Below are 18,449 nucleotides of genomic sequence, written 5' to 3'. Positions count from 1 at the left end.
TGAAGTTCGAACGCATGGTCGGTCGATGCGCCCCCGATGGCCGTGCCCGGTCCACCCGTCCGGGTGCGAAACCGTTGTCGGGCAACAACGAACTGGGGTTGCGCTCTAGGTTTCCGCGCATGGCTCACTCCACTGCGGGAAGCACGGCCGGTGCCCGGGTCCGGCGGGTGGCGCTGCCCACCGCCGGGATCGTCGCCCTCGTGTTCGCCGGCGCGTATCTCTGGGTCGGCGTCTCACGGCTGACCCGGTTCGAGGACAGCGGCTGGCAGGCGCAGGCGATCGGGAACCTGGTCGCGTTCCTGCCACCGCTGATCGTGCTGTGGCTGTGGCTGCGGTTCCGCGAGGGGCGCGGCCTCGCCGATCTCGGCTTCCGGGTGCCGCGCCCGGCGGTCGGCGTGCTCACCGGTGTGCTGGCGGCGGTCGTCCTGTTCTTCGTGATGCAGGTGCTGGTCTCGGTACTCGCCCCCGCACCGGCCGGTGCCGGCGACGAGGCCGGTCCGCTCCTGCCCGGCGGCCTCGCCGTGCCGGTGTTGCTGGTGGCCGTCGCGGTGCAGGCCTCCACCGAGGAGATCCTGTTCCGTGGTTACCTGCTGCAGGCCGTTCGCCGCGATCTCGGCACCTACGGGGCGGTCCTGTTCACCGCTGTGGTCTTCGGCCTGTGTCACAGCCTGAACCCGGGGGTCACCGCCGCCTACGTGGTGAGCACCGCCGCGCTCGGACTGCTGCTGGGCTTCCTCGCGCTCGGCCGCGGCGGGCTGTGGGTGGCGTGCGCCTTCCACACCGTCTGGAACCTGATCCCGGCGCTCGTCGCCGCCGGCTCCGGACCGGGCGAGGGAGCCGACGGCCCCGGTCCGAACGCCGGATGGGTGACGGCCGGGGTGCTGCTCGTGTTCGCCGCGCTCGCCGCCGGGCTGCACCACCGGCGCCGCTCCACCGCCGCGGCGCCGGCCGTCTGAACGGTGCCACCCGGCACGTGATCCCGGGTCCGGTCCCGGGCGTTCGACGGACCGGGGCCGTCGCACCGGGTCGCCGTCGGGGGGCGGCGGGGTGTCAGAGCTGGCCGAGCAGGGCCGCGAACCGGTCCAGGTCGACGTTCCCGCCGGACACCGTCACCCCGATCCGCTTCCCGCTGAACCGCTCCGGGTCGGCGGCGAGTGCCGATCGCATGCCGCTGAACGCCAGCGCCCCGGTCGGCTCGACGACGACCTTGTAGCGGGACGCGAACAGCGCCATCGTCGCCACCAGCGCGTCGTCCGGGACGGTCAGCACGTCCTCGACGTGCTCGGCGATGATCGGGAACGTGTGGTCCCCCAGGTGCGTGGTGGCGGCGCCGTCGGCGAGCGTGCGCGGCGCGGCGATGGTGACGATCCGGCCCGCCCGCAGTGACTGCCTGCCGTCGTCACCCGCCTCGGGCTCGACCCCGAACACGGCGCAGCCCGGTGACAGGGCCCGGACCGCGAGCAGTGAGCCGGAGAGCAGCCCGCCGCCACCCAGGCAGACGAACAGCGCGTCCAGCGGGCCGTGGTCCTCCAGCAGTTCCAGCACCGCGGTGCCCTGACCGGCGATCACGTGCGGATGGTCGTAGGGCGGCACCAGGGTGAGCCCGTCGCGGGCGGCGAGCTCGGCCGCGATCGCGGCCCGGTCCTCGCCGTAGCGGTCGTAGCGCACGATCCGGGCGCCGTAGCTGCGGGTGGCGGCGACCTTCGAGGTGGGTGCGTCGTGCGGCATGACGATCGTCGCCGGCACCTCCAGCAGCCGCGCGGCGAGCGCGAGCGCCTGCGCGTGGTTGCCGGAGGAGAAGGTGACCACCCCGGCCCGGCGCCGGGCGTCGTCGAGCCGGGCCAGCGTGTGGAAGGCCCCCCGGAACTTGAAACTCCCGGTGCGCTGCAGGTTCTCCGCCTTGACGAGCACGGTGGCGCCGAGCTCGGCGTCGGTCAGCCGGGAGGTCAGCACGGGGGTGCGGTGGGCCGTCCCGTGCAGGATCCGTGCGGCGGCGCGGACGTCGTCGGGGGTGGGGAGCTCGGCGGTCGGTTGCACCGCCTCAGCCTCCGCCTCGCGCATCGTAGGGATCAAGCCGGCGCACGATCGGGTGTAACACAAGGCACATGACACTCGACAGAAACATGGGCTCCCCAACCCGATCGTCACGTTCCCCCGGAAGGACCACCCCGATGCGTCTTCGTACCCTCCCTGCCGCTGCGCTGCTCGCGGTAGCGGCCACCGTGCCGCTCGCCGGAGCCGCGTTCGCCCAGGATCGCGACTGCGCCGACTTCGCCTCCCAGGCGGACGCGCAGGCCGCGCTGTTGCCCGGCGACCCGGATCGGCTCGACGCCGACAACGACGGCGTGGCGTGCGAGAGCTACGACTACGGTGCGGCGTCGACCACCACCGGTGAGGCCGCCACCCAGGTCACCGCGACGCCGGTCGGCGGCGTGGAGGCCGGCGGCGGCGCAGCCGACGTGCTCCCGATGGCGCTCGGCGCGCTGGCCGCCGGCGGGGTCGGTGCGCTCGCCGCCCGCCGGATGGTCGTCGCCCGCCGCGGCTGAGCGTGCGCAGGCCGTGACCGCTGCGCCGCTCACCACCCGGCCGGTGCGCGGCCCGGCCGGGCGGCGGGCCGCGGTGCGCCCCCGGCGTCGCCCGGCGGTCGCACGGCGGGCGCTGCGGGCCGCCGTCCCGGCGCTCGCGGCGGCCGCGCTGCTCGCGCTCGCCACCCCGGCCGCGGCACCGCCCGCCGTTCCCACGTCCGCCGGGTCCGTGACGGCCGGGTCCGTGACGGCAGGGTCTGTGACGGCAGGGTCCGCGACCGCCGCCCGTGCACCCGCCGGATCGACGCTGCTGCCGGACGGCCCGGGCACACTGCTGCGCGCCGAGCCCGTGCGGCTGCAGGTGGACCGGCTCGGCCTGGACACCGAGCCGGTACCGCTGGGCCTGCACCCGGACGGGGCGATGGAGGTGCCCGACTCCGCGGGCACGGTCGGCTGGTTCACCGGGGCGCCAACACCGGGCGAGCTGGGGCCCGCCGTGTTCGCCGCACACGTCGACTGGAAGGGCCTCCCGGGCGCGTTCGCCGACCTCGCGACCCTGGAGCCCGGTGACGAGATCCGGGTCGACCGGGCCGACGGCGGCACCGTGGTGTTCGCGGTGACCCGGACCGGCCAGTACCCGAAGGAGGAGTTCCCGACGGCCGAGGTGTACGGCGATCTCGATCATGCCGGGCTGCGCCTGATCACCTGCGGCGGTGTGTTCGACCGGGCAGCGGACAGCTACAGCGACAACGTCGTCGTGTTCGCCGAGCGGATCGCGTGACTCACCGCCGGACTCACCGCCGCCGGCCGGAGCCGCGTACCGGGACGGCGGTACGCGGGTCCTCCGGCCAGGCGTGCTTCGGGTAGCGGCCGCGCAGCTCGGCCCGTACCCGTGGATAACCGGTCTCCCAGAACGAGGGCAGGTCCGCCGTCACCGCCGCCGGCCGCCCGGCCGGGGACAGCAGGTGCAGCACGACGGGCACCCGCCCCCCGGCGACGGCCGGCGACGCGGTCCAGCCGAACACCTCCTGCACCTTCACCGGCAGCGCGGGGGCGTCCCCCGAGTAGTCGAGTGCGATCCGCGACCCGGACGGCACCGCGAGGCGTTCCGGGGCGAGTTCGTCGATCCGCCCGGCGAGCCCGCCGAGGTGGGCCGCGGCGTACCCCCGCAGCGCCTGCCCGGCGTCGATCCGGGCCAGGTCCGCGCGTCGGCGCGCCGTGGCCAGCGGTCCGGCGAGCCAGCCGGCCGGGTCCTGCGCCGAGTCGAGCAGCGCCTGCTCGCTCACGTCCGGCCACGGGCCGCCGAGCACCCGGTGCAGGAACCCGAGCCGCTCCCGCAGCGCCGACGCCGAGGCCGTCCAGCGCAGCAGCCCGGTGCCCTCGGCGCGCAACCCGGCGATCAGGGCGGCGCGGACGGCGTCGGGTGCGGGACGCGGATCGGGGGACTCGGTGAGCACGATCGCGCCGAGCCGGTGCACCGAGCGGGCGCGCACGTCTCCGCCCTCCCACCCGACCTCGGAGCCGGAGGTGAGCAGTGCCGCGCCGGCCCGCTCGGCGGTCTCCCGGTCGGCGGCGGCGGCCAGCCGGACCCGCCCGTGCGCCTCACCGGGGCGCCGGTCGGCGACGGCGACGGCGAGCCACTCGGCGTCGCGCAGCGGCCCCGGCGGGACCTCGACGGCGGTCCCGCCCGCCATCAGGTACACCCCCGATCCGGTGTCCCGCCGCCGGGCGAGACGTTCCGGGTGCGCGAGCCCGGTGACCAGCGCGGCGAGCTCGGAACCGGTGACCCGGCCCGCGCGTGTGGCACGGCCGGGGGCGGTGCGCCGCAGCGTCCGGGCCAGCCGGTCCCGTTCCCCGCGCCAGCGCCGCGTTCCCGGAGCCTCCCCGGAGCTCAGCCGGATCAGCGCGGCGGTGAGGTCGTCGGCGGGGCCGGCGAGGGTGTCGTCGTCGAGCACCGCGACGATCCCCGCGACGGCGCGGGGATCCCCCGCGCCCGCGCCGTCGAGCAGCGCCCTGGCCAACCGCGGATGCAGCCCGAGCGCGGCGATCCGGTGACCGCGGGCGGTGACCGACCCCGCGGCGTCGAGCGCGCCCAGGGCGCTCAGCACCGCGCGCCCGGCGGCCAGCGGACCGGGCGGCGGCTCGTCCCACCAGCGCAGGCCGCTGCCGTCCGGGGTACCCCAGACGGCGAGGTCCAGCGCGAGGCCGGTCAGGTCGGCGGTGCGGATCTCGGGTTCCGGGGCGTCGGCGAGGCCCTCGCCCTCGGGCCAGCACCGGTAGGCCACGCCGGGTGCCTCGCGTCCGGCCCGCCCGGCCCTCTGGGTGGCGACCGCCCGGGACACCCGCCGGGTGACCAGCCCGGACAGCCCGCGCCGATGGTCGACGTGCGGGACCCGGGTCAGCCCGGAGTCGACGACGGCCCGCACCCCGGGCACGGTCAGGCTGGACTCGGCGACGGCGGTCGACAGCACGATCCGCGGCCGTGACCCCTCCCGCAGCGCGGTGTCCTGCTCGGCGGCGGGCAGCCTGCCGTGCAGCGGCAGCACGTCAGCACCGAGATCACGTCCGCGCAGCGCGGCGGCGACCCGGCCGATCTCGGCGACGCCCGGCAGGAACGCGAGCACGCTGCCGTGTTCGAGCGCCCGCACCGCGGTCCGCGCGACGGTCGCCTCGATCCGCTCGCCGCGGGCCGGCGGCACGTGGGTGAGCGCGACGTCGTGGGTCCGGGCGGCGACCTCCAGCACCGGCGCCGGTCCGTCGGCACCGCCGAGCAGCGCGGCCGGTCGGGAGGCGTCGAGGGTCGCGGAGGTGGCGAGCAGCCGCAGGTCGGGGCGCAGCCCGTCCCGGGCGTCGAGCAGCAGGGTGAGCAGCAGATCCGCGTCGAGATGGCGCTCGTGCACCTCGTCGAGCATCACGGTGGACACCCCGGCCAGCTCCGGATCGGCGGTCAGCCGGCGCAGCAGCAGCCCGGAGGTGACCACCTCGATCCGGGTGTCCGGCCCGGTGCGGGAGTCACCGCGGACCCGGTAGCCGACGGTCCCGCCGACCGGGCTGCCCAGCAGCGCCGACATCCGGGCGGCCGCGGCCCTGGCGGCGACCCGGCGCGGCTCGGCGACGAGCACCTTCCCGGCCGGGGCGGCACCGTCCCGGAGCCCGGCCAGGGCGAGCGGGACCAGGGTGGTCTTGCCGGTGCCGGGCGGGGCGACGAGCACGCAGGAGCCGTGCTCGTGCAGCGCCCGTCGCACGTCGTCGAGGACGGCGGTGACCGGGAGGTCGGGCAGCGGGGGAACCATCACCCCCAGTGTCTACCCCCGCTCAGCCGATCCCGGTGAACGGCAGTACCAGCAGCGACCCGACCGCCAGCGCCAGCAGCGTGGTGATCAGCAGGACCACCCAGGTCGGGAGCCCCCGGTCGTCGAGGACCGCGGGGTGCGGGCGGTGCAGGGGCATCATGTCGGGCTCCGTCGACCGTGGTGGGGCAGTGGTGGGACACCACCGCTCGGACGAACGGCATGTCGCGGACGGGCCAGCCGGCGTTACCACCGGTCGTCGGAACGAAGGACGCCCGGATCTCGGCTACGTTCGGGAGCGACCCGCGAGGAACCCGTTCCCGGAGGTGCGATGAGCCCGCCTGTCACAGCCGACGAGGTCGAGGAAGCCACCCGGGAGGTGGTCCGCAGGCACGATCCGCGCACCGTCCCGCGCACGGAACTGTTCGGCGCGCTCTACGACGCCGGGCTGGCCTGGGTGCACCACCCGGTGGGCCTGGGCGGGCTGGGGCTCGCCCGCGGTCTGCAGGCGGTGGTCGACGCCGTCGTCACCGACGCGGGCGGCGATCAGATGTTCGCGGTCAACCCGATCGGCTACGGGATGGGCGCGCCCACGGTCGTCGAGTACGGCTCCGACCGTGAACTGGTCGCCCGCTGGCTGCGCCCGATCGCCACCGGCGAGGAGATCTGGTGCCAGCTGTTCAGCGAGCCGGGCGCCGGGTCCGACGTCGCCGGGCTCGCCACCAGCGCCGTCCCCGATGGTGAGGACTGGGTGGTCAACGGGCAGAAGGTGTGGACGACGCTGGCGCACGTCGCCCGGTGGGGCATGCTGGTCGCCCGCACCGACCCCGACGTGGCCAAGCATCGCGGCCTGACCTACTTCGTGATCGACATGGACCAGCCGGGGGTGGAGGTCCGCCCCTTGCGCCAGATGACCGGACAGGCCGAGTTCAACGAGGTCTACCTGCACGACGCCCGGGTCCCCGACACGTACCGGCTCGGCGACGTCGGTGCCGGTTGGCGGGTCGCGATCACCACCCTGATGAACGAGCGGAGCGCGATCGGCGGGGTCACCGGGCGCCGGGGCAGCGGCCCGATCGGCGAGGCGCTCGGTCTGTGGCGGGCGCACCCGGACCGGCAGACCGCGGTGCTGCGCGACCGGCTCGCCCGGCTCTGGACCCGCGCCGAGACCCACCGCCTCACCCTCGCCCGGGCCCGGCGGACCGCCACCGCGGGCCAGCCCGGCCCGGAGGGCTCGGTGTCCAAGCTGGTCGGCGCCGAACTGAACCAGGACGTCTACGAGTTCTGCATGGACCTGCTCGGCCCGGACGCCCTGCTCTACGACGGCTACGACCTCCGCCGCGGCGACGACGCCACCGGCGGCCGCGTGCACGCCGATCCCGGTTCCACCCTGCAGCAACGGTTCCTCCGCTCGCGGGCGAACACCATCGAGGGCGGAACGTCGGAGGTCATGCGGAACATCCTCGGCGAGCGGGTGCTGGGCCTGCCCGGAGAGCCGCGGTCCGACTCGGACCGCCCGTGGAAGGAGGTGCCCCGTGGCTGATGCGGAGTTCACCGTGACCTCCGAGCAGCAGGAGCTGCGCACCGCGCTGCGCCGGTTCTGCGAGCGGACGCACGACGAGGCGACCGTACGCAGGCTGATGGACTCCGACGACGGGTTCGACCGGGCGCTGTGGGCCCGGCTCGGCACCGAGCTGGGTGCGCTGGCGCTCGCCGTCCCCGAGGATCTCGGCGGGGCCGGCGGCACCGTCGTCGACCAGGCGGTCGCCGCCGAGGAGCTGGGAGCGGCGCTGGTCACCGGGCCGCTGCTGGGCACGGTCGGGCTGGCGGTCCCGGCGTTGGTCGCCGCACCGGCCTCCGGCCCGCGGGACGCGCTGCTCCCCGAGCTCGCCGCGGGCACCCGCACCGCGGCCCTGGTGGCAGGCCTGTTCGCGCCCTACGACGGCGCGACGGCGGCCGCGGTCAGTGCCGAGGGCGGCGTCCTGTCCGGCGTGGCCGGGCACGTGCCGGACGCGGCCGCCGCCGACGTCCTGCTGGTCGTCGCGGACGGGCCGGAGGGCCCGGTGCTGGCTCTCGTCGAACCCGGTTCGGCCGGCGTCACCGTGGTCGGCCGGGGCTCGCTGGACCCGACCCGGCGGATCGCCCGGGTCGAGCTGGACGGCGCCGCGGGCACCGTGCTCGCCACCGGCGACGACGCCGACCGGGCGCTGCGCCGGTCGTTCCGCACGGCGGGGGCGCTGCTCGCCGCCGAGCAGGTCGGCATCGCGGCGCGGCTGCTCGAACGGACCGTCGCGTACGCGGGCCAGCGGTGGCAGTTCGGCCGGCCGATCGGATCGTTCCAGGCGGTCAAGCACCGCCTCGCGGACATGCTGGTCGGTGTCGAGCAGGCGCGCACCGCGGCCCTGCACGCCGCGTGGGCGGTCAGCGATCCGGAGCTCGACGACCCGGACCTGGCCGTGGCGATCGCGCAGGCCACCTGCTCGGAGGTCGCCTACCGGGTCGCCGCGGACGCCGTGCAGCTGCACGGCGGTATCGGGTTCACCTGGGAGCATCCGGCGCACCTGTACTACAAGCGGGCGGTCGCCGATGCGGCACTGCTCGGTTCGGCGGAGGAGTACCGGGAGCGGATCGCCGCCGCCGTGCTGGACGCCCTGCCCGCCGATCTCGCGGTACCGCGGGTCGCGATCGGCTGACCTCAGCCGCGCCGGGGCTGCTGACCCGCTCCACCACGCGGAACTCGGCGCGCAGCGCGGTCGGCTCGAACCGGGTCAGCAGGTAGCCGCGCCGGTCCTCCCGGTAGCGGATGTGCGGGTTCTCGCCACCGCCGGCGTCGCTGCCGTCCCCGCTGCCGTCGCCACCGGAGGTCACCGAGGTGGTCACCAGCTCGACGCCGACCGGGCGGGCGCCGTCGCCGGTCAGGATCTCGTTGGCGTGGTGGACGTGTTCGTCACCGGTCAGTACCACCGCGTTCCGGACACCGGCGTCGGTCCAGCCACGGACGATCCGTTCCCAGGACCGCGGGTACGCCGCCCAGCTGTCCCCGGACTTGCGCCCGCCGCTGCGCTGAGCGAAGAAGACCTGCTGGCCCAGCACGTCCCAGCCGGCGGTGGAGCTGCGGAACCCGTCGAGCAGCCAACGCTCCTGCTCGGCACCGGTGATCGAGTCGCCACCGCGGTACTGGCGGGTGTCGAGCATGTGGAAGCTCGCCAGCGACCCCCAGTGCACCCGCCGGTAGAGCTGCAGGTCCAGCCCGCGCGGGACCGAGGCCCGGCGCAGCGGCATGTGCTCGTAGTACGCCTGGAACGCGGCACGCCGCCGGTCCGGGTCGCGTCCGCGGTCACCGCCCGCCCAGTTGTTGACCAGCTCGTGGTCGTCCCACACCACGAGCCAGGGGCCCACGGCGTGCGCGGCCTGCAGGTCCTCGTCGGTCTTCTGGTGGGCGTGCGTGCGTCGGTAGCCGGCCAGGTCGGTCGGCTCCGGCCCACCGGGGTCGCGGACCTCGCCCTCGTCGGTCTCGTAGATGTAGTCGCCCAGGTGCAGGACGAGATCGGGCTCGTCGGCAGCGAGGGCCCGGTAGGCGGTGAAGTGCCCGGCGCCGAACTTCGCGCAGGACGCCGCGGCCACCGTCAGTGCGGGCACCGCGGCGCCGGCGGTCGGGGCGGTGCGGGTCCGGGCGACGGGGGAGAGGTGCCCGTCGGAGCGGAACCGGTAGAAGTACTCGCGGCCGGCCCGCAACCCGGTGGGCTCGGCGTGGACGCTGTAGGCGAGCTCCGGCACCGCGGTCTCGCTGCCGCGACCGACCACGCGGGTGAAGCGCTCGTCCTCAGCGATCTCCCAGTCGACGACGGCGGGTCGCCCGGCCATCCCGCCCAGCCCGTCCTCGGCACCGGGGCGCGGGGCGAGCCGGGTCCAGAGCACCACACCGTCCGGCGCGGGATCGCCGGAGGCGAGGCCGAGGGTGAACGGGTCGGTGGTCCGCCGCTGCGGTGCGGGCAGCTGCGGCAGGAGCCCGCTCAGCGCGGTCCCGGCGACGGCGGTGAGGACGGTGCGGCGGGTGGGGCCGGGCACGGGGCTCCTCACGTCGGTTCGGGCCCGCCCATGATGCGTCGCGGTCCCGCCCCGGCCCGGCTGCACGCGCCGGTACGGCCCGCCCGTGCGGGTGAACATGCGCCCGCGGGCCGCCGCACACGGTTTCGCGACCGCCGTCGAGGAAAGTCAGCTGAATTGTGATTAATGGCCCGCGCACAGTGGGTTCCCCAGGTATGCGCACGGGTCAGCCGGCCTCCTGGAAATGCGGGGACGTGGCCCGTACGGCCGGTGGGCCCGCGGTGCGCCCGGCATCCCTCTCGTAGGCGCCGAGAACAGTGGCGGGGATACGTCCGCGATCCCCGACCGAGTATCCGTGACGGCGCGCCCAGACGCGTACCGCGGTGTTATTCCGCCGCCGCTCGGCAGTCATCGGCGACCGTGGCGCCGGCATGTGCGGTGCCGCTCCCGAGTCCGTCGTGTCGCGGCAGCGACCTGCGACGATGTAGGGTGCGAACGCCTCCCGCAGGCGCGTGGCGTTGGCTTTGCTCAGGTCGATCTCATAGGTCCGCCCGCCGATCGTGAACTGGATCGTCTCGTCGGCGCGACCGCCGTCGAGATCATCCACCAAGGCAACCGCTTCTATTTTCGCCATTGCTTCTCCCGGAACGGGTCGGCCCGCACTGCGAAGTGGTTTACCGAATGGTAGCAGCGGCGTGGATCGGGGCATACTCCGCGACCGCGATGTCATGCGGTCGGCTCGCGAGTATCACCGCCCGACGGGGGCCGTGGCCGTAGTCGGTGACCAATGCCCCGGGTGTCCCAGCGCAACGTGATTCCGATCAGGGGTCGAACACGTACGGTAGTCACCGGCGCATCCGGGAAGTTTCCGGGCGCCCCTTGCGTTGGCGTCCCACGTGCGGGGGAGTGGTGTGTTCCTGGTGTGGCGCCGGGTGATCGACCTGTGCCGCCGGCCGACGAGTGGTTGTCGCCGCTGACGAGCGCAGCGATCACCCGCACAGCCGTACCGGAAGGAACCCCCGTGTCACTCGTCGTCCGCGCCGCGCGCGCCTGGCGCAGGCCGCGCGTCTTCGCCGTGCTCACCCTCACCGGGCTGCTGCTCGGTGCACTGCTCGGGCTCGTCGCCCGGGTCACCGGCCAGGAGTGGCTGGCCTCCGGACTGGACACCCTCGGCGGCCTGTTCACCGGGCTGCTGCAGTTCACCGTCGTGCCGCTGGTGTTCCTGGCGATCGTCGTGGGCATCGTCAGCCTGCGTGATCTCGGTGGTGGGCGTGCCGCGGCCCGGCTCGGCGGCCGGACCGTCGCCTGGTTCGCCGGTACCTCGCTCGTCGCGGTTCTGATCGGGCTCGCGATCGGGCTGATCGGGCGGCCGGGTGAGGGCATCACGCTGACCGCCGACCCGGCGGACGTCGAGGCCGTCGGCGAACGCACCCCCGGCTCCTGGCAGGCGCTGCTGTCCGGGCTGGTACCGGACAACCCGGTCGCCGCGTTCGCCGGGAACGAGGTGCTGCAGGTCGTCGTGTCCGCGTTGCTGATCGGAGCCGCCGCCTACGCGCTGGGGGACCGCGCCGAGCCGTTCGTCGCGTTCAGCCGGTCCGCGTTCGAGATCGTCCTGACGATCATCGGATGGATCATCGTGCTCGCCCCGATCGGTGTCGTGGGGCTGCTGGGGAACGCCTTCGCCAGCTACGGCAGCGATGTGTTCAGCTCGCTGATCGGGCTCGTCGCGGCCGTGTACCTGGGCTGCGCGCTGGTGCTGTTCGGGGTGTACCCGCTGCTGCTGAAGGTGGTCGCGGGGATCGGCCCGCGCCGCTTCTTCTCGATCACCTGGCCGGTGCTGCAGTTCGCGTTCGTGTCGCGCTCGTCCGGTGCGTCGCTGCCGCTGTCCCGGCAGGCCGCCATCGACCTGGGTGTCGAACGGAACTACGCCGGTTTCGCGGTGCCGCTCGCCACGACGACGAAGATGGACGGCTGCGCCGCCGTCTACCCGGCGCTGGCCACGATCTTCATCGCGCACCTGTCCGGCATCCAGCTGGTCGCCTGGCAGTACCTGGTGATCGTCGTCGTCGCGGTGTTCGGTGCGCTCGCGACCGCCGGGACGACCGGCTGGTTCACGATGCTGACGCTGACCCTGGCCGCCGTCGGGATGCCGCCCGAGGTGATCGCTGCCGGGATCGCCGTGATCATCGGCATCGACCCGATCCTGGACATGATGCGGACCGCCACCAACGTGGGCGGGCAGATCACGGTGCCGACGCTCGTCGCGGCCCAGGAGGGCATCCTGGGCCGGGACACGACCGACCAGCACGAACCGGACCGGCCCGGCTCGGCCGGCGAGGGCTCGACCGCGGCCGGGAAGCAGGCCGTCGGCGGTGCGTGACGACGACCGTCCCTCGGGAACCCGGCGGCCGGCGCCGGGAGTTGTACGGGAGTGAGACGAGCTGGGCGTCCGGCGCTCGCGGTGCTGCTGCGGGCCGCGATCGTCCTGTGTGTCGTGGCCGCGGTGGTCGCCGTCGAGCTGACCTCCCGCTCGGGCGTGGCCTGGCGGTTCACGACCTTCACCTACCAGGCCAACGTGCTCGCCGCCGTGTTCTACGGGGCGACCCTGCGGACCCGCAGGCTGGACGACCGGCCGGGCCTGCGCGGGGCCGTCGTGCTCTACCTGCTCGGTGCCGGCCTGGTCTGGCTGGTGTTCCTGGTCGACCGGACGACGGGGTTCACCCCGGCGAACGTGCTGCTGCACCTGGTCGTCCCCGCGCTGGCGCTTGCCGACTGGCTGCTCACCGGCCGGGCCGGACCCGGGCCGGGCCGGACCCGGGCCGGGCCGGTGGCAGCCGTTGCTGTGGCTGGCCTACCCGGCCGCACACCTGGCGTTCGTGCAGCTGGTGCTGGACGGCGCGCCCTACTACCTCCTCGACGAGCGGGTGCTGGGCCCCACCGGGCTGGTTCTCACCGTCGTCCAGCTCGGGATCGGCTTCCTGCTGCTCGGCCTGGCCGTCGTCGCGCTCGGTCCGCGCGGTCAGGACGACAGGAAGCGGTCGATCTCCGCGGCGAACGGCTCCGGGTCCAGCAGCATCTCCAGGTGTCCGCCGGGATAGCGGTGCACCCGGGACCGGCGGATCCCCCGGTGGAGCATCGTCGCGTTGCCGCGCGGCACGATGGGGTCGTCGTCACCGGCGATGATCAGGGTGTCCGCGGTGATCGCGGGCAGCAACGGCAGGCTGGTCCAGCCGGACAGCGCGAGCAGCTGGTAGTAGTACCCGCGCAGGGGGCCCCGCCGGGAGCCCGAGCCGAGGGCCTCCGCGGCCCGCTCCGGGTGGTCGCGCAGCGACCCGCCGTAGATCCGCGCGGCGACGGCGTCGACGTAGGACGGGTCCTGGTGCCGCTTCGGCGAGGTCAGCACCGCCATCACCCGGGGCGACGCGGGCACCATCAGGGCGCCGGGACCGGTCGCGACCAGTATGAGCTTGCGGACCCGCCGACGGCGGCTGATCGCGAGCTGCTGGGCGAGCATGCCGCCCCAGGAGAAGCCGAGCACGTCGGCCTCGCCGACCCCCAGCTTCGTCAGCACCTGACCGACCCGGTGCGCCATCCACGACAGGTGGTAGGGCATCCGGGGCGCCGGTGAACCACCGATCCCCGGCGGATCGAACCGGATGACGTCCAGATCCGCCGGCAGCGCGGCGACCAACGGGTCGAGAACGTCGGTCGCGGCCCCGATCCCGTTGCACAGCAGCAGCGGCGTGCGCCGGAACCCCGGCCCCGACGCGGGACGGCGGACGACGCGCAACGAGCGGCCACCGACGACGACGTCGTGTTCCTCGAGCGGCGCGGGGTGGGGAGCTGATCCGGACATCAGGGGCGAGCGTAAGCCCGTGCCGGGGCGCCGACGGTGTGAGAATCACCCGTCAGGTAGGTCCCCGGCGCCGGGAACAGCGGCCGCAGCCTGCGCCCACCCAGCTCGGGCGGCGCGTCGCGCAGCGTTCCGGACCGCTCGGTGAGCCAACCCACGAGATCGTCCCACCACGACCCCTCGACCCGCGCCGCAGCCGCCAGCCAGGCCTGCGGGTCGCCGTCGCCCGCCCCGCAGTCCGCCACCCGGTACGACGTGCCGGCCAGGGCCGGAGCGATCAGCACACCCGCCTGGTCACCGGGTGCGAGCACGAGGCGGCAGGAACCCCCCAGCATCCGGGCGGTGCGGTAGCCACCGGTCCACGGCTGGACCGGGTCGTCGGCGGCGGCGACCAGGTAGCCGTCCCGGCGCAGCTCGGCGGGGCGCACCGGGGTGCCCAGCACCCGGACACCGCCTGCGTCACCCGCGTCGACCGCGGCATCGGCCAGGGCAGCGAGGTCACGGTGCAGGGCTGCGGGCAGCGGGAGCAGGTCGACGGTCCAGGCCCGCATCGCCCGCGCGGCGCGCCCGTGGGGCACGACCCTGCCGGTGCGGTCCGGGACCGCCCACGGCAGCACCCGGTCCGGCCCGCGCCGCCACGCCCACGCGGCGACGGCCGAGGGGCCGTCCAGCACACCGTCGCGGGCGGCGCGCTCCGCCGCGGCCCGGGAGACGTCGCGATCCGGCCGGAACCCGGGCAGTGCGTCCGACTGATCGAGCACGGTGGCCAGGTAACCGACCCCGGCGACCCGGTCGTCCAGCCCGATCGCGGCCTGGTGGGCCTGTACCGCCGCGGCCAGCAGCCCGCCCGTGCGGACGCCGAGCATCGAGACCCGCGGCGCGCGCGCGATCCGGGTGCACGCCTCCAGCGCGTCGAGCACGGCGGCGGCGTGCGCGTCGAGGTCGCGGCCCGCGTCCGCGGGCCCGGCGGGCCGCCAGGAGAGGGCGAACACCTGCAGGCCGCGCCCGACCAGGTGCTCGACCAGTGAGAAGCCGGGGGCGAGGTCGGCCAGCCAGTACCGGTGGATCAGCGGCGGGACGACGAGCACCGGCGCGTCGTGCACCCGCTCGGTGACCGGGAGGTACTGCAGGAGCTCGAACATCGGTGTCCGCAGGACGACCGCACCGGGGGTGGCGGCGACATCGCGTCCGGCGACCGGGCCGCCGCGGGTGTCCCGGGCCCCGGTGTCGAACGGGACGCCGGGGTCACCCGGACCTGGCTCGGTGAAGACCCGGTCGCGGGCTCCGAGCCCGTCCTGGGGGTCGGTGTCCGGTGCCGTCCCGGGCGGTGCTGCGGCCAAACCGTCGCCCCCGGTGTCGGGCTCCGTCCCGGGGTCGCCCTCCGGGGCGGGGCCGGCGACCGGCCCGAGCAGCAGCGTCCGCAGGCGCGCGGCGTCCTCGACGGGCAGTGGCGACCCCTCGGCGGCGGCGTCGTGGAGCAGCCCGGACACCGCCTCGGCCGTGACCGACCGGAGCTGGGCGACCCGCTGACCGATCGGGTCGGCCGGTGACCCCGCCGGTGGCGTGCGGTCGGACAGGCCGAGCCCCACCCGCCCCAGCTCGACCATCCAGCCGCCACCGCGGCGCAACAGCAGCGTCGGCCGCGCGGTCAGCGCCGCCGCCAGTCGCAGTCCGGCAGCGGGCAGCGCCAGCGGTCCGTTCCCCGGCGTGTTCCCACCGGGCTGCCCGTCCCGGTCGCTCGTGTTCATCGGTCACCATCATCCTCACCCGGACCGGCCGCGGCGCGTTCACCCCGTGGCCGTCACCCGGTCACCCGGTCCCGGCATGGTGACCCCGTCCCGTCCGAACACCTGTTCCGTGGAGTCCGATGACCGTCACCGCGTCCGGCGTCACCTTCCTGCGGGAGTTCCTCCGCGACCCGCTGCACACCGCGTCGCTGATCCCGAGCTCCCGGTCGCTGTCCCGGGAGGCGACCGCTCCGGTGCCGGCGACCGGGGACCCGGTCGTCGTCGAGCTGGGTCCCGGGACCGGCGCCTGCACCGACGTCATCGTCGAGCGCCTCGGCGGCCGTGGGCATCACCTGGCCGTCGAGCTGAACCCGCGGTTGGCGGAGCACGTGGCGCGGCGGCACCCCGGTCTCGACGTCGCCGTCGCCGACGCGTGGAGCCTGCCGGAGCTGCTCGCCGAGCGCGGGCTCGACCGGGTGGACGTCGTGGTCTCCGGGCTGCCCTGGGCAGCCTACCCCGCATCCGGCCGGACGTTGCCCGAGATGATCGCGGCGACCCTCGGACCGGACGGGACGTTCACCCAGTTCGGCTACGCCTTCACCAGCCAGCTGCCGCCCGCGCGACGGCTGCGGCGCCAGATCGGTGACGTCTTCGCCCACGTCGAGCGTGGACGGGCGGTGCTCTCGAACGTGCCTCCGGCATTCGTGCTGACCGCCCGGGGCCCGCGTCACCGCTGACCTGGACCGACCGGGCCGGAGCGCCCACCCGGGATCGGCGGGGAGGTGCCGGGCTACCCTGATCGGCGCCCCGCGGCCGGGTCGCCGCCGACCGAGAAACCCTGTGGGGCATCGCAGGTTCCCGCCCGGGAACGACCCACGGACCAGGGGAGACGTGTGTCGGAGACCCAGCTCGTGTCGCCGGAGACCCGCCCGCTGCGGGCGTGGCAGCGCAGCGCACTCGCCCGTTACCTCGCCACCTCACCGCAGGACTTCCTGGCGGTGGCGACGCCGGGTGCGGGCAAGACGACGTTCGCGTTGCGGGTCGCCTCAGAGCTGCTGCGCGACCGGGTGATCGACGCGGTGACGGTGGTCACCCCGACCGAGCACCTGAAGTACCAGTGGGCGGAGGCCGCGGTCGCCGCGGGCATCGCGATCGACCCGGAGTTCCGCAACTCCGCGGGCGGTACGTCGCGGGACTATCACGGCATCGCCGTCACCTACGCCGGCGTCGCCGCGCACCCGATGCTGCACCGCAACCGCACCGAGAACCGCCGGATGCTGGTGATCCTCGACGAGATCCACCACGCCGGCGACGCCCGCAGCTGGGGCGACGCCGTCTACGAGGCGTTCGAACCCGCGACCCGCCGGCTCGCGCTGACCGGTACCCCGTTCCGTTCCGACGACAACCCGATCCCGTTCGTGGAGTACGTGCCGGACTCCGACGGTGCACCCCGCAGCCGGGCCGACCACCAGTACGGCTACGCCGAGGCACTCGCCGACAACGTCGTCCGGCCGGTCGTGTTCCTCGCGTACTCGGGCACCTCGAACTGGCGGACGAGCGCGGGCGAGGAGATCTCCGCCCGGCTCGGCGAGCCGCTGACCCGCGAGCAGACCGCGATGGCGTGGCGGACGGCGCTGGACCCGGCGGGCGACTGGATGCCGGCGGTGCTCGCCGCCGCCGACCGGCGGTTGCAGAGCCACCGTGACGGCGGGATGCCCGACGCCGGTGGCCTGGTGATCGCCTCGGACCAGGCCGCGGCCCGCGCCTACGCCGGGCTGCTGCGGCGGATCACCGGTGACCAGCCCGCGGTGGTGCTGTCCGACGAGGCGGGTGCCTCCGACCGGATCGCCGAGTTCGCCCGCTCGCAGGAACGCTGGATGGTCGCCGTCCGGATGGTGTCCGAGGGGGTCGACGTGCCGCGCCTGGCGGTCGGGGTCTACGCGACCTCGGCGTCGACACCGCTGTTCTTCGCCCAGGCCATCGGCCGCTTCGTGCGGTCGCGGCGGCCGGGGGAGACGGCCTCGGTGTTCGTCCCGAGCGTTCCGGTGCTGCTCGGGCTGGCCAGCGAGCTGGAGGCACAGCGCGATCACGTCCTGGGCAAGCCGCAGCGTCCGGAGGAGATCTGGAACGACGCCGAGCTGAACGAGGCGAACAAGCAGCGCGACGAACCCGACGACGACAAGGCGTTCACCTCGCTGGGTGCGGACGCCGAGCTGGACCAGCTGATCTACGAGGGCGCCACCTACTCCGCCGACGAGGAGGACTACCTCGGCCTGCCCGGGCTGCTCGAACCCGACCAGGTGCGGACGCTGCTGTCCCAGCGGCAGGCGGAGTGGATCAAGAAGGGCTCGCCGCGGACCGGTGCGCAGGCCCGGGCGACCCCGGCGACCGAGCCGCCGCCGCCCCCGCAGGCACAGCGCGGGCAGAGCGTCCGGGAACGGTTGCAGACCCTGCGCAAGGAGCTCAACACCCTGGTCGCGCTGCACAACCACAAGACCCGCAAGCCGCACGGGAAGATCCACAGCGAGCTGCGGGCGCACTGCGGCGGGCCGCCGGTGGCGATGGCGACCATCGAGCAGCTCGAGGAGCGGATCGCGACCCTGCGTTCCTGGCGCTGAAACCGGACGTCTCACTGCGCGTCCGGACGTGGCGACCGTAGGTCTCGTCCGCGGCCACGACACCCGGCTCCGGCGCCGTTGCTCGCCCAGCACGTCGATGCGGCCGGACGTGGCCGGGCGGTCGTGATGGCCGAGCACACCTACGACGCCGGCCGCGCGCTCGACCTGCTCGGGATCGGCTCCGCATTGCCCGACGCGCCGAAGCGCGTCGGAGGTAGACCCGGCCCTGCTCGCCGGATCGACCTGCGGGCGCCAGGAGTTCGAGAACCGGCTGCACGGAGTCGTGACAATTCCTTCGGCGAGGACCGCTCCCGGGTCCGCTCCGGTCACCGCTGGCAGATTGTGGCCGCGTCGCGTGAACGTGCGCTCACCACCCTGCGCCCGGCCGG

15 protein-coding genes and 1 pseudogene are annotated in these 18,449 nt (G+C 74.9%); 9 read left to right on the top strand and 7 right to left on the bottom strand.

Going from position 1 to position 18,449, the window contains the following annotated elements; translation table 11 throughout:
- Window positions 1–119 precede the first annotated feature (119 nt).
- Complete coding sequence (locus AB0J24_RS15530) at window positions 120–956, top strand: type II CAAX endopeptidase family protein (protein WP_358681308.1); 837 nt, start codon at window positions 120–122, stop codon at window positions 954–956.
- Window positions 957–1,050: 94 nt separating this feature from the next.
- On the opposite strand, the gene AB0J24_RS15525 is transcribed toward AB0J24_RS15530, so the two are convergent.
- The gene (locus AB0J24_RS15525) at window positions 1,051–2,037 is read right to left on the bottom strand and encodes a threo-3-hydroxy-L-aspartate ammonia-lyase (RefSeq protein WP_358681305.1); all 987 of its coding nucleotides are present in this window, start codon (window positions 2,035–2,037) and stop codon (window positions 1,051–1,053) included.
- 134 nt (window positions 2,038–2,171) lie between these two features.
- Here AB0J24_RS15525 and AB0J24_RS15520 point away from each other — a divergent pair, with 134 nt between their 5' ends.
- Together AB0J24_RS15520 and AB0J24_RS15515 are read left to right on the top strand one after the other, a co-directional pair.
- A complete protein-coding gene (locus AB0J24_RS15520; RefSeq protein WP_358681302.1) occupies window positions 2,172–2,546 on the top strand; it encodes an excalibur calcium-binding domain-containing protein in 375 nt (124 codons plus the stop codon).
- A 13-nt stretch (window positions 2,547–2,559) separates the two neighbouring features.
- Window positions 2,560–3,306 carry a class F sortase gene (locus AB0J24_RS15515; RefSeq protein ID WP_358681299.1) on the top strand — a complete coding sequence of 249 codons (747 nt, stop codon included), beginning with the start codon at window positions 2,560–2,562 and terminating at the stop codon, window positions 3,304–3,306.
- Between the two features lie 13 nt (window positions 3,307–3,319).
- Here AB0J24_RS15515 and hrpB read toward each other — a convergent pair whose 3' ends face one another.
- Window positions 3,320–5,818, bottom strand: a complete 2,499-nt coding sequence (gene hrpB / locus AB0J24_RS15510) for an ATP-dependent helicase HrpB (protein ID WP_358681296.1) — start codon at window positions 5,816–5,818, stop codon at window positions 3,320–3,322.
- A gap of 22 nt (window positions 5,819–5,840) precedes the next feature.
- Window positions 5,841–5,978, bottom strand: coding sequence for a hypothetical protein (locus tag AB0J24_RS15505; protein WP_358681293.1), 138 nt, complete (start codon window positions 5,976–5,978; stop codon window positions 5,841–5,843).
- A gap of 168 nt (window positions 5,979–6,146) precedes the next feature.
- Between AB0J24_RS15505 and AB0J24_RS15500 the strand changes: the two genes are divergently transcribed.
- A complete protein-coding gene (locus AB0J24_RS15500) occupies window positions 6,147–7,358 on the top strand; it encodes an acyl-CoA dehydrogenase family protein (protein WP_358681290.1) in 1,212 nt (403 codons plus the stop codon).
- A pseudogene (locus AB0J24_RS15495) lies at window positions 7,351–8,397 on the top strand (acyl-CoA dehydrogenase family protein); the annotation flags it as partial. The gene AB0J24_RS15500 and the pseudogene AB0J24_RS15495, both read left to right, overlap by 8 nt.
- Here the strand turns inward: AB0J24_RS15495 and AB0J24_RS15490 are convergent.
- Window positions 8,354–9,832, bottom strand: coding sequence for an alkaline phosphatase D family protein (locus AB0J24_RS15490; RefSeq protein WP_358681543.1), 1,479 nt, complete (start codon window positions 9,830–9,832; stop codon window positions 8,354–8,356). The pseudogene AB0J24_RS15495 and the gene AB0J24_RS15490 overlap by 44 nt on opposite strands.
- A 256-nt stretch (window positions 9,833–10,088) precedes the next feature.
- A complete protein-coding gene (locus AB0J24_RS15485; protein WP_358681287.1) occupies window positions 10,089–10,496 on the bottom strand; it encodes an Lsr2 family protein in 408 nt (135 codons plus the stop codon).
- A gap of 387 nt (window positions 10,497–10,883) precedes the next feature.
- On the opposite strand from AB0J24_RS15485, the gene AB0J24_RS15480 reads away from it, so the two are divergent.
- Window positions 10,884–12,242: a dicarboxylate/amino acid:cation symporter gene (locus tag AB0J24_RS15480; RefSeq protein ID WP_358681284.1), complete on the top strand. Its 1,359-nt coding sequence runs from the start codon at window positions 10,884–10,886 to the stop codon at window positions 12,240–12,242.
- A 385-nt stretch (window positions 12,243–12,627) separates the two neighbouring features.
- Window positions 12,628–12,960 carry a hypothetical protein gene (locus tag AB0J24_RS15475; protein ID WP_358681282.1) on the top strand — a complete coding sequence of 111 codons (333 nt, stop codon included), beginning with the start codon at window positions 12,628–12,630 and terminating at the stop codon, window positions 12,958–12,960.
- Here the strand turns inward: AB0J24_RS15475 and AB0J24_RS15470 are convergent.
- Both AB0J24_RS15470 and AB0J24_RS15465 read right to left on the bottom strand, forming a co-directional pair.
- Window positions 12,882–13,718, bottom strand: a complete 837-nt coding sequence (locus AB0J24_RS15470) for an alpha/beta fold hydrolase (protein WP_358681279.1) — start codon at window positions 13,716–13,718, stop codon at window positions 12,882–12,884. The two genes, AB0J24_RS15475 and AB0J24_RS15470, sit on opposite strands and share 79 nt — an antisense overlap.
- Window positions 13,718–15,463 (bottom strand): hypothetical protein, encoded by a 1,746-nt coding sequence (locus AB0J24_RS15465; RefSeq protein ID WP_358681276.1) that lies wholly within the window; start codon window positions 15,461–15,463, stop codon window positions 13,718–13,720. The genes AB0J24_RS15470 and AB0J24_RS15465 overlap by 1 nt, the downstream gene beginning before the upstream one ends.
- Before the next feature lie 119 nt (window positions 15,464–15,582).
- Between AB0J24_RS15465 and AB0J24_RS15460 the strand changes: the two genes are divergently transcribed.
- Window positions 15,583–16,179 (top strand): SAM-dependent methyltransferase, encoded by a 597-nt coding sequence (locus AB0J24_RS15460; protein ID WP_358681273.1) that lies wholly within the window; start codon window positions 15,583–15,585, stop codon window positions 16,177–16,179.
- A gap of 156 nt (window positions 16,180–16,335) precedes the next feature.
- On the top strand, window positions 16,336–18,060 hold the full coding sequence (locus AB0J24_RS15455) for a DEAD/DEAH box helicase (protein WP_358681270.1): 1,725 nt from the start codon (window positions 16,336–16,338) through the stop codon (window positions 18,058–18,060).
- Window positions 18,061–18,449: the final 389 nt, after the last annotated feature.

Source organism: Pseudonocardia sp. NPDC049635 (assembly GCF_040659795.1).
In the GTDB taxonomy this organism is placed as follows: domain Bacteria; phylum Actinomycetota; class Actinomycetes; order Mycobacteriales; family Pseudonocardiaceae; genus Pseudonocardia.
Note: the sequence above shows the minus strand (reverse complement) of the source record. Positions and strands in the feature narration are given on the sequence as shown.

Coding starts and splice junctions, on each gene's coding strand:
- AB0J24_RS15530 (WP_358681308.1), top strand. CDS start 120: ATGGCTCACTCCACTGCGGGAAGCACGGCCGGTGCCCGGGTCCGGCGG.
- AB0J24_RS15520 (WP_358681302.1), top strand. CDS start 2,172: ATGCGTCTTCGTACCCTCCCTGCCGCTGCGCTGCTCGCGGTAGCGGCC.
- hrpB (WP_358681296.1), bottom strand. CDS start 5,818: ATGGTTCCCCCGCTGCCCGACCTCCCGGTCACCGCCGTCCTCGACGAC.
- AB0J24_RS15505 (WP_358681293.1), bottom strand. CDS start 5,978: ATGATGCCCCTGCACCGCCCGCACCCCGCGGTCCTCGACGACCGGGGG.
- AB0J24_RS15500 (WP_358681290.1), top strand. CDS start 6,147: ATGAGCCCGCCTGTCACAGCCGACGAGGTCGAGGAAGCCACCCGGGAG.
- AB0J24_RS15485 (WP_358681287.1), bottom strand. CDS start 10,496: ATGGCGAAAATAGAAGCGGTTGCCTTGGTGGATGATCTCGACGGCGGT.
- AB0J24_RS15470 (WP_358681279.1), bottom strand. CDS start 13,718: ATGTCCGGATCAGCTCCCCACCCCGCGCCGCTCGAGGAACACGACGTC.
- AB0J24_RS15465 (WP_358681276.1), bottom strand. CDS start 15,463: ATGAACACGAGCGACCGGGACGGGCAGCCCGGTGGGAACACGCCGGGG.
- AB0J24_RS15460 (WP_358681273.1), top strand. CDS start 15,583: ATGACCGTCACCGCGTCCGGCGTCACCTTCCTGCGGGAGTTCCTCCGC.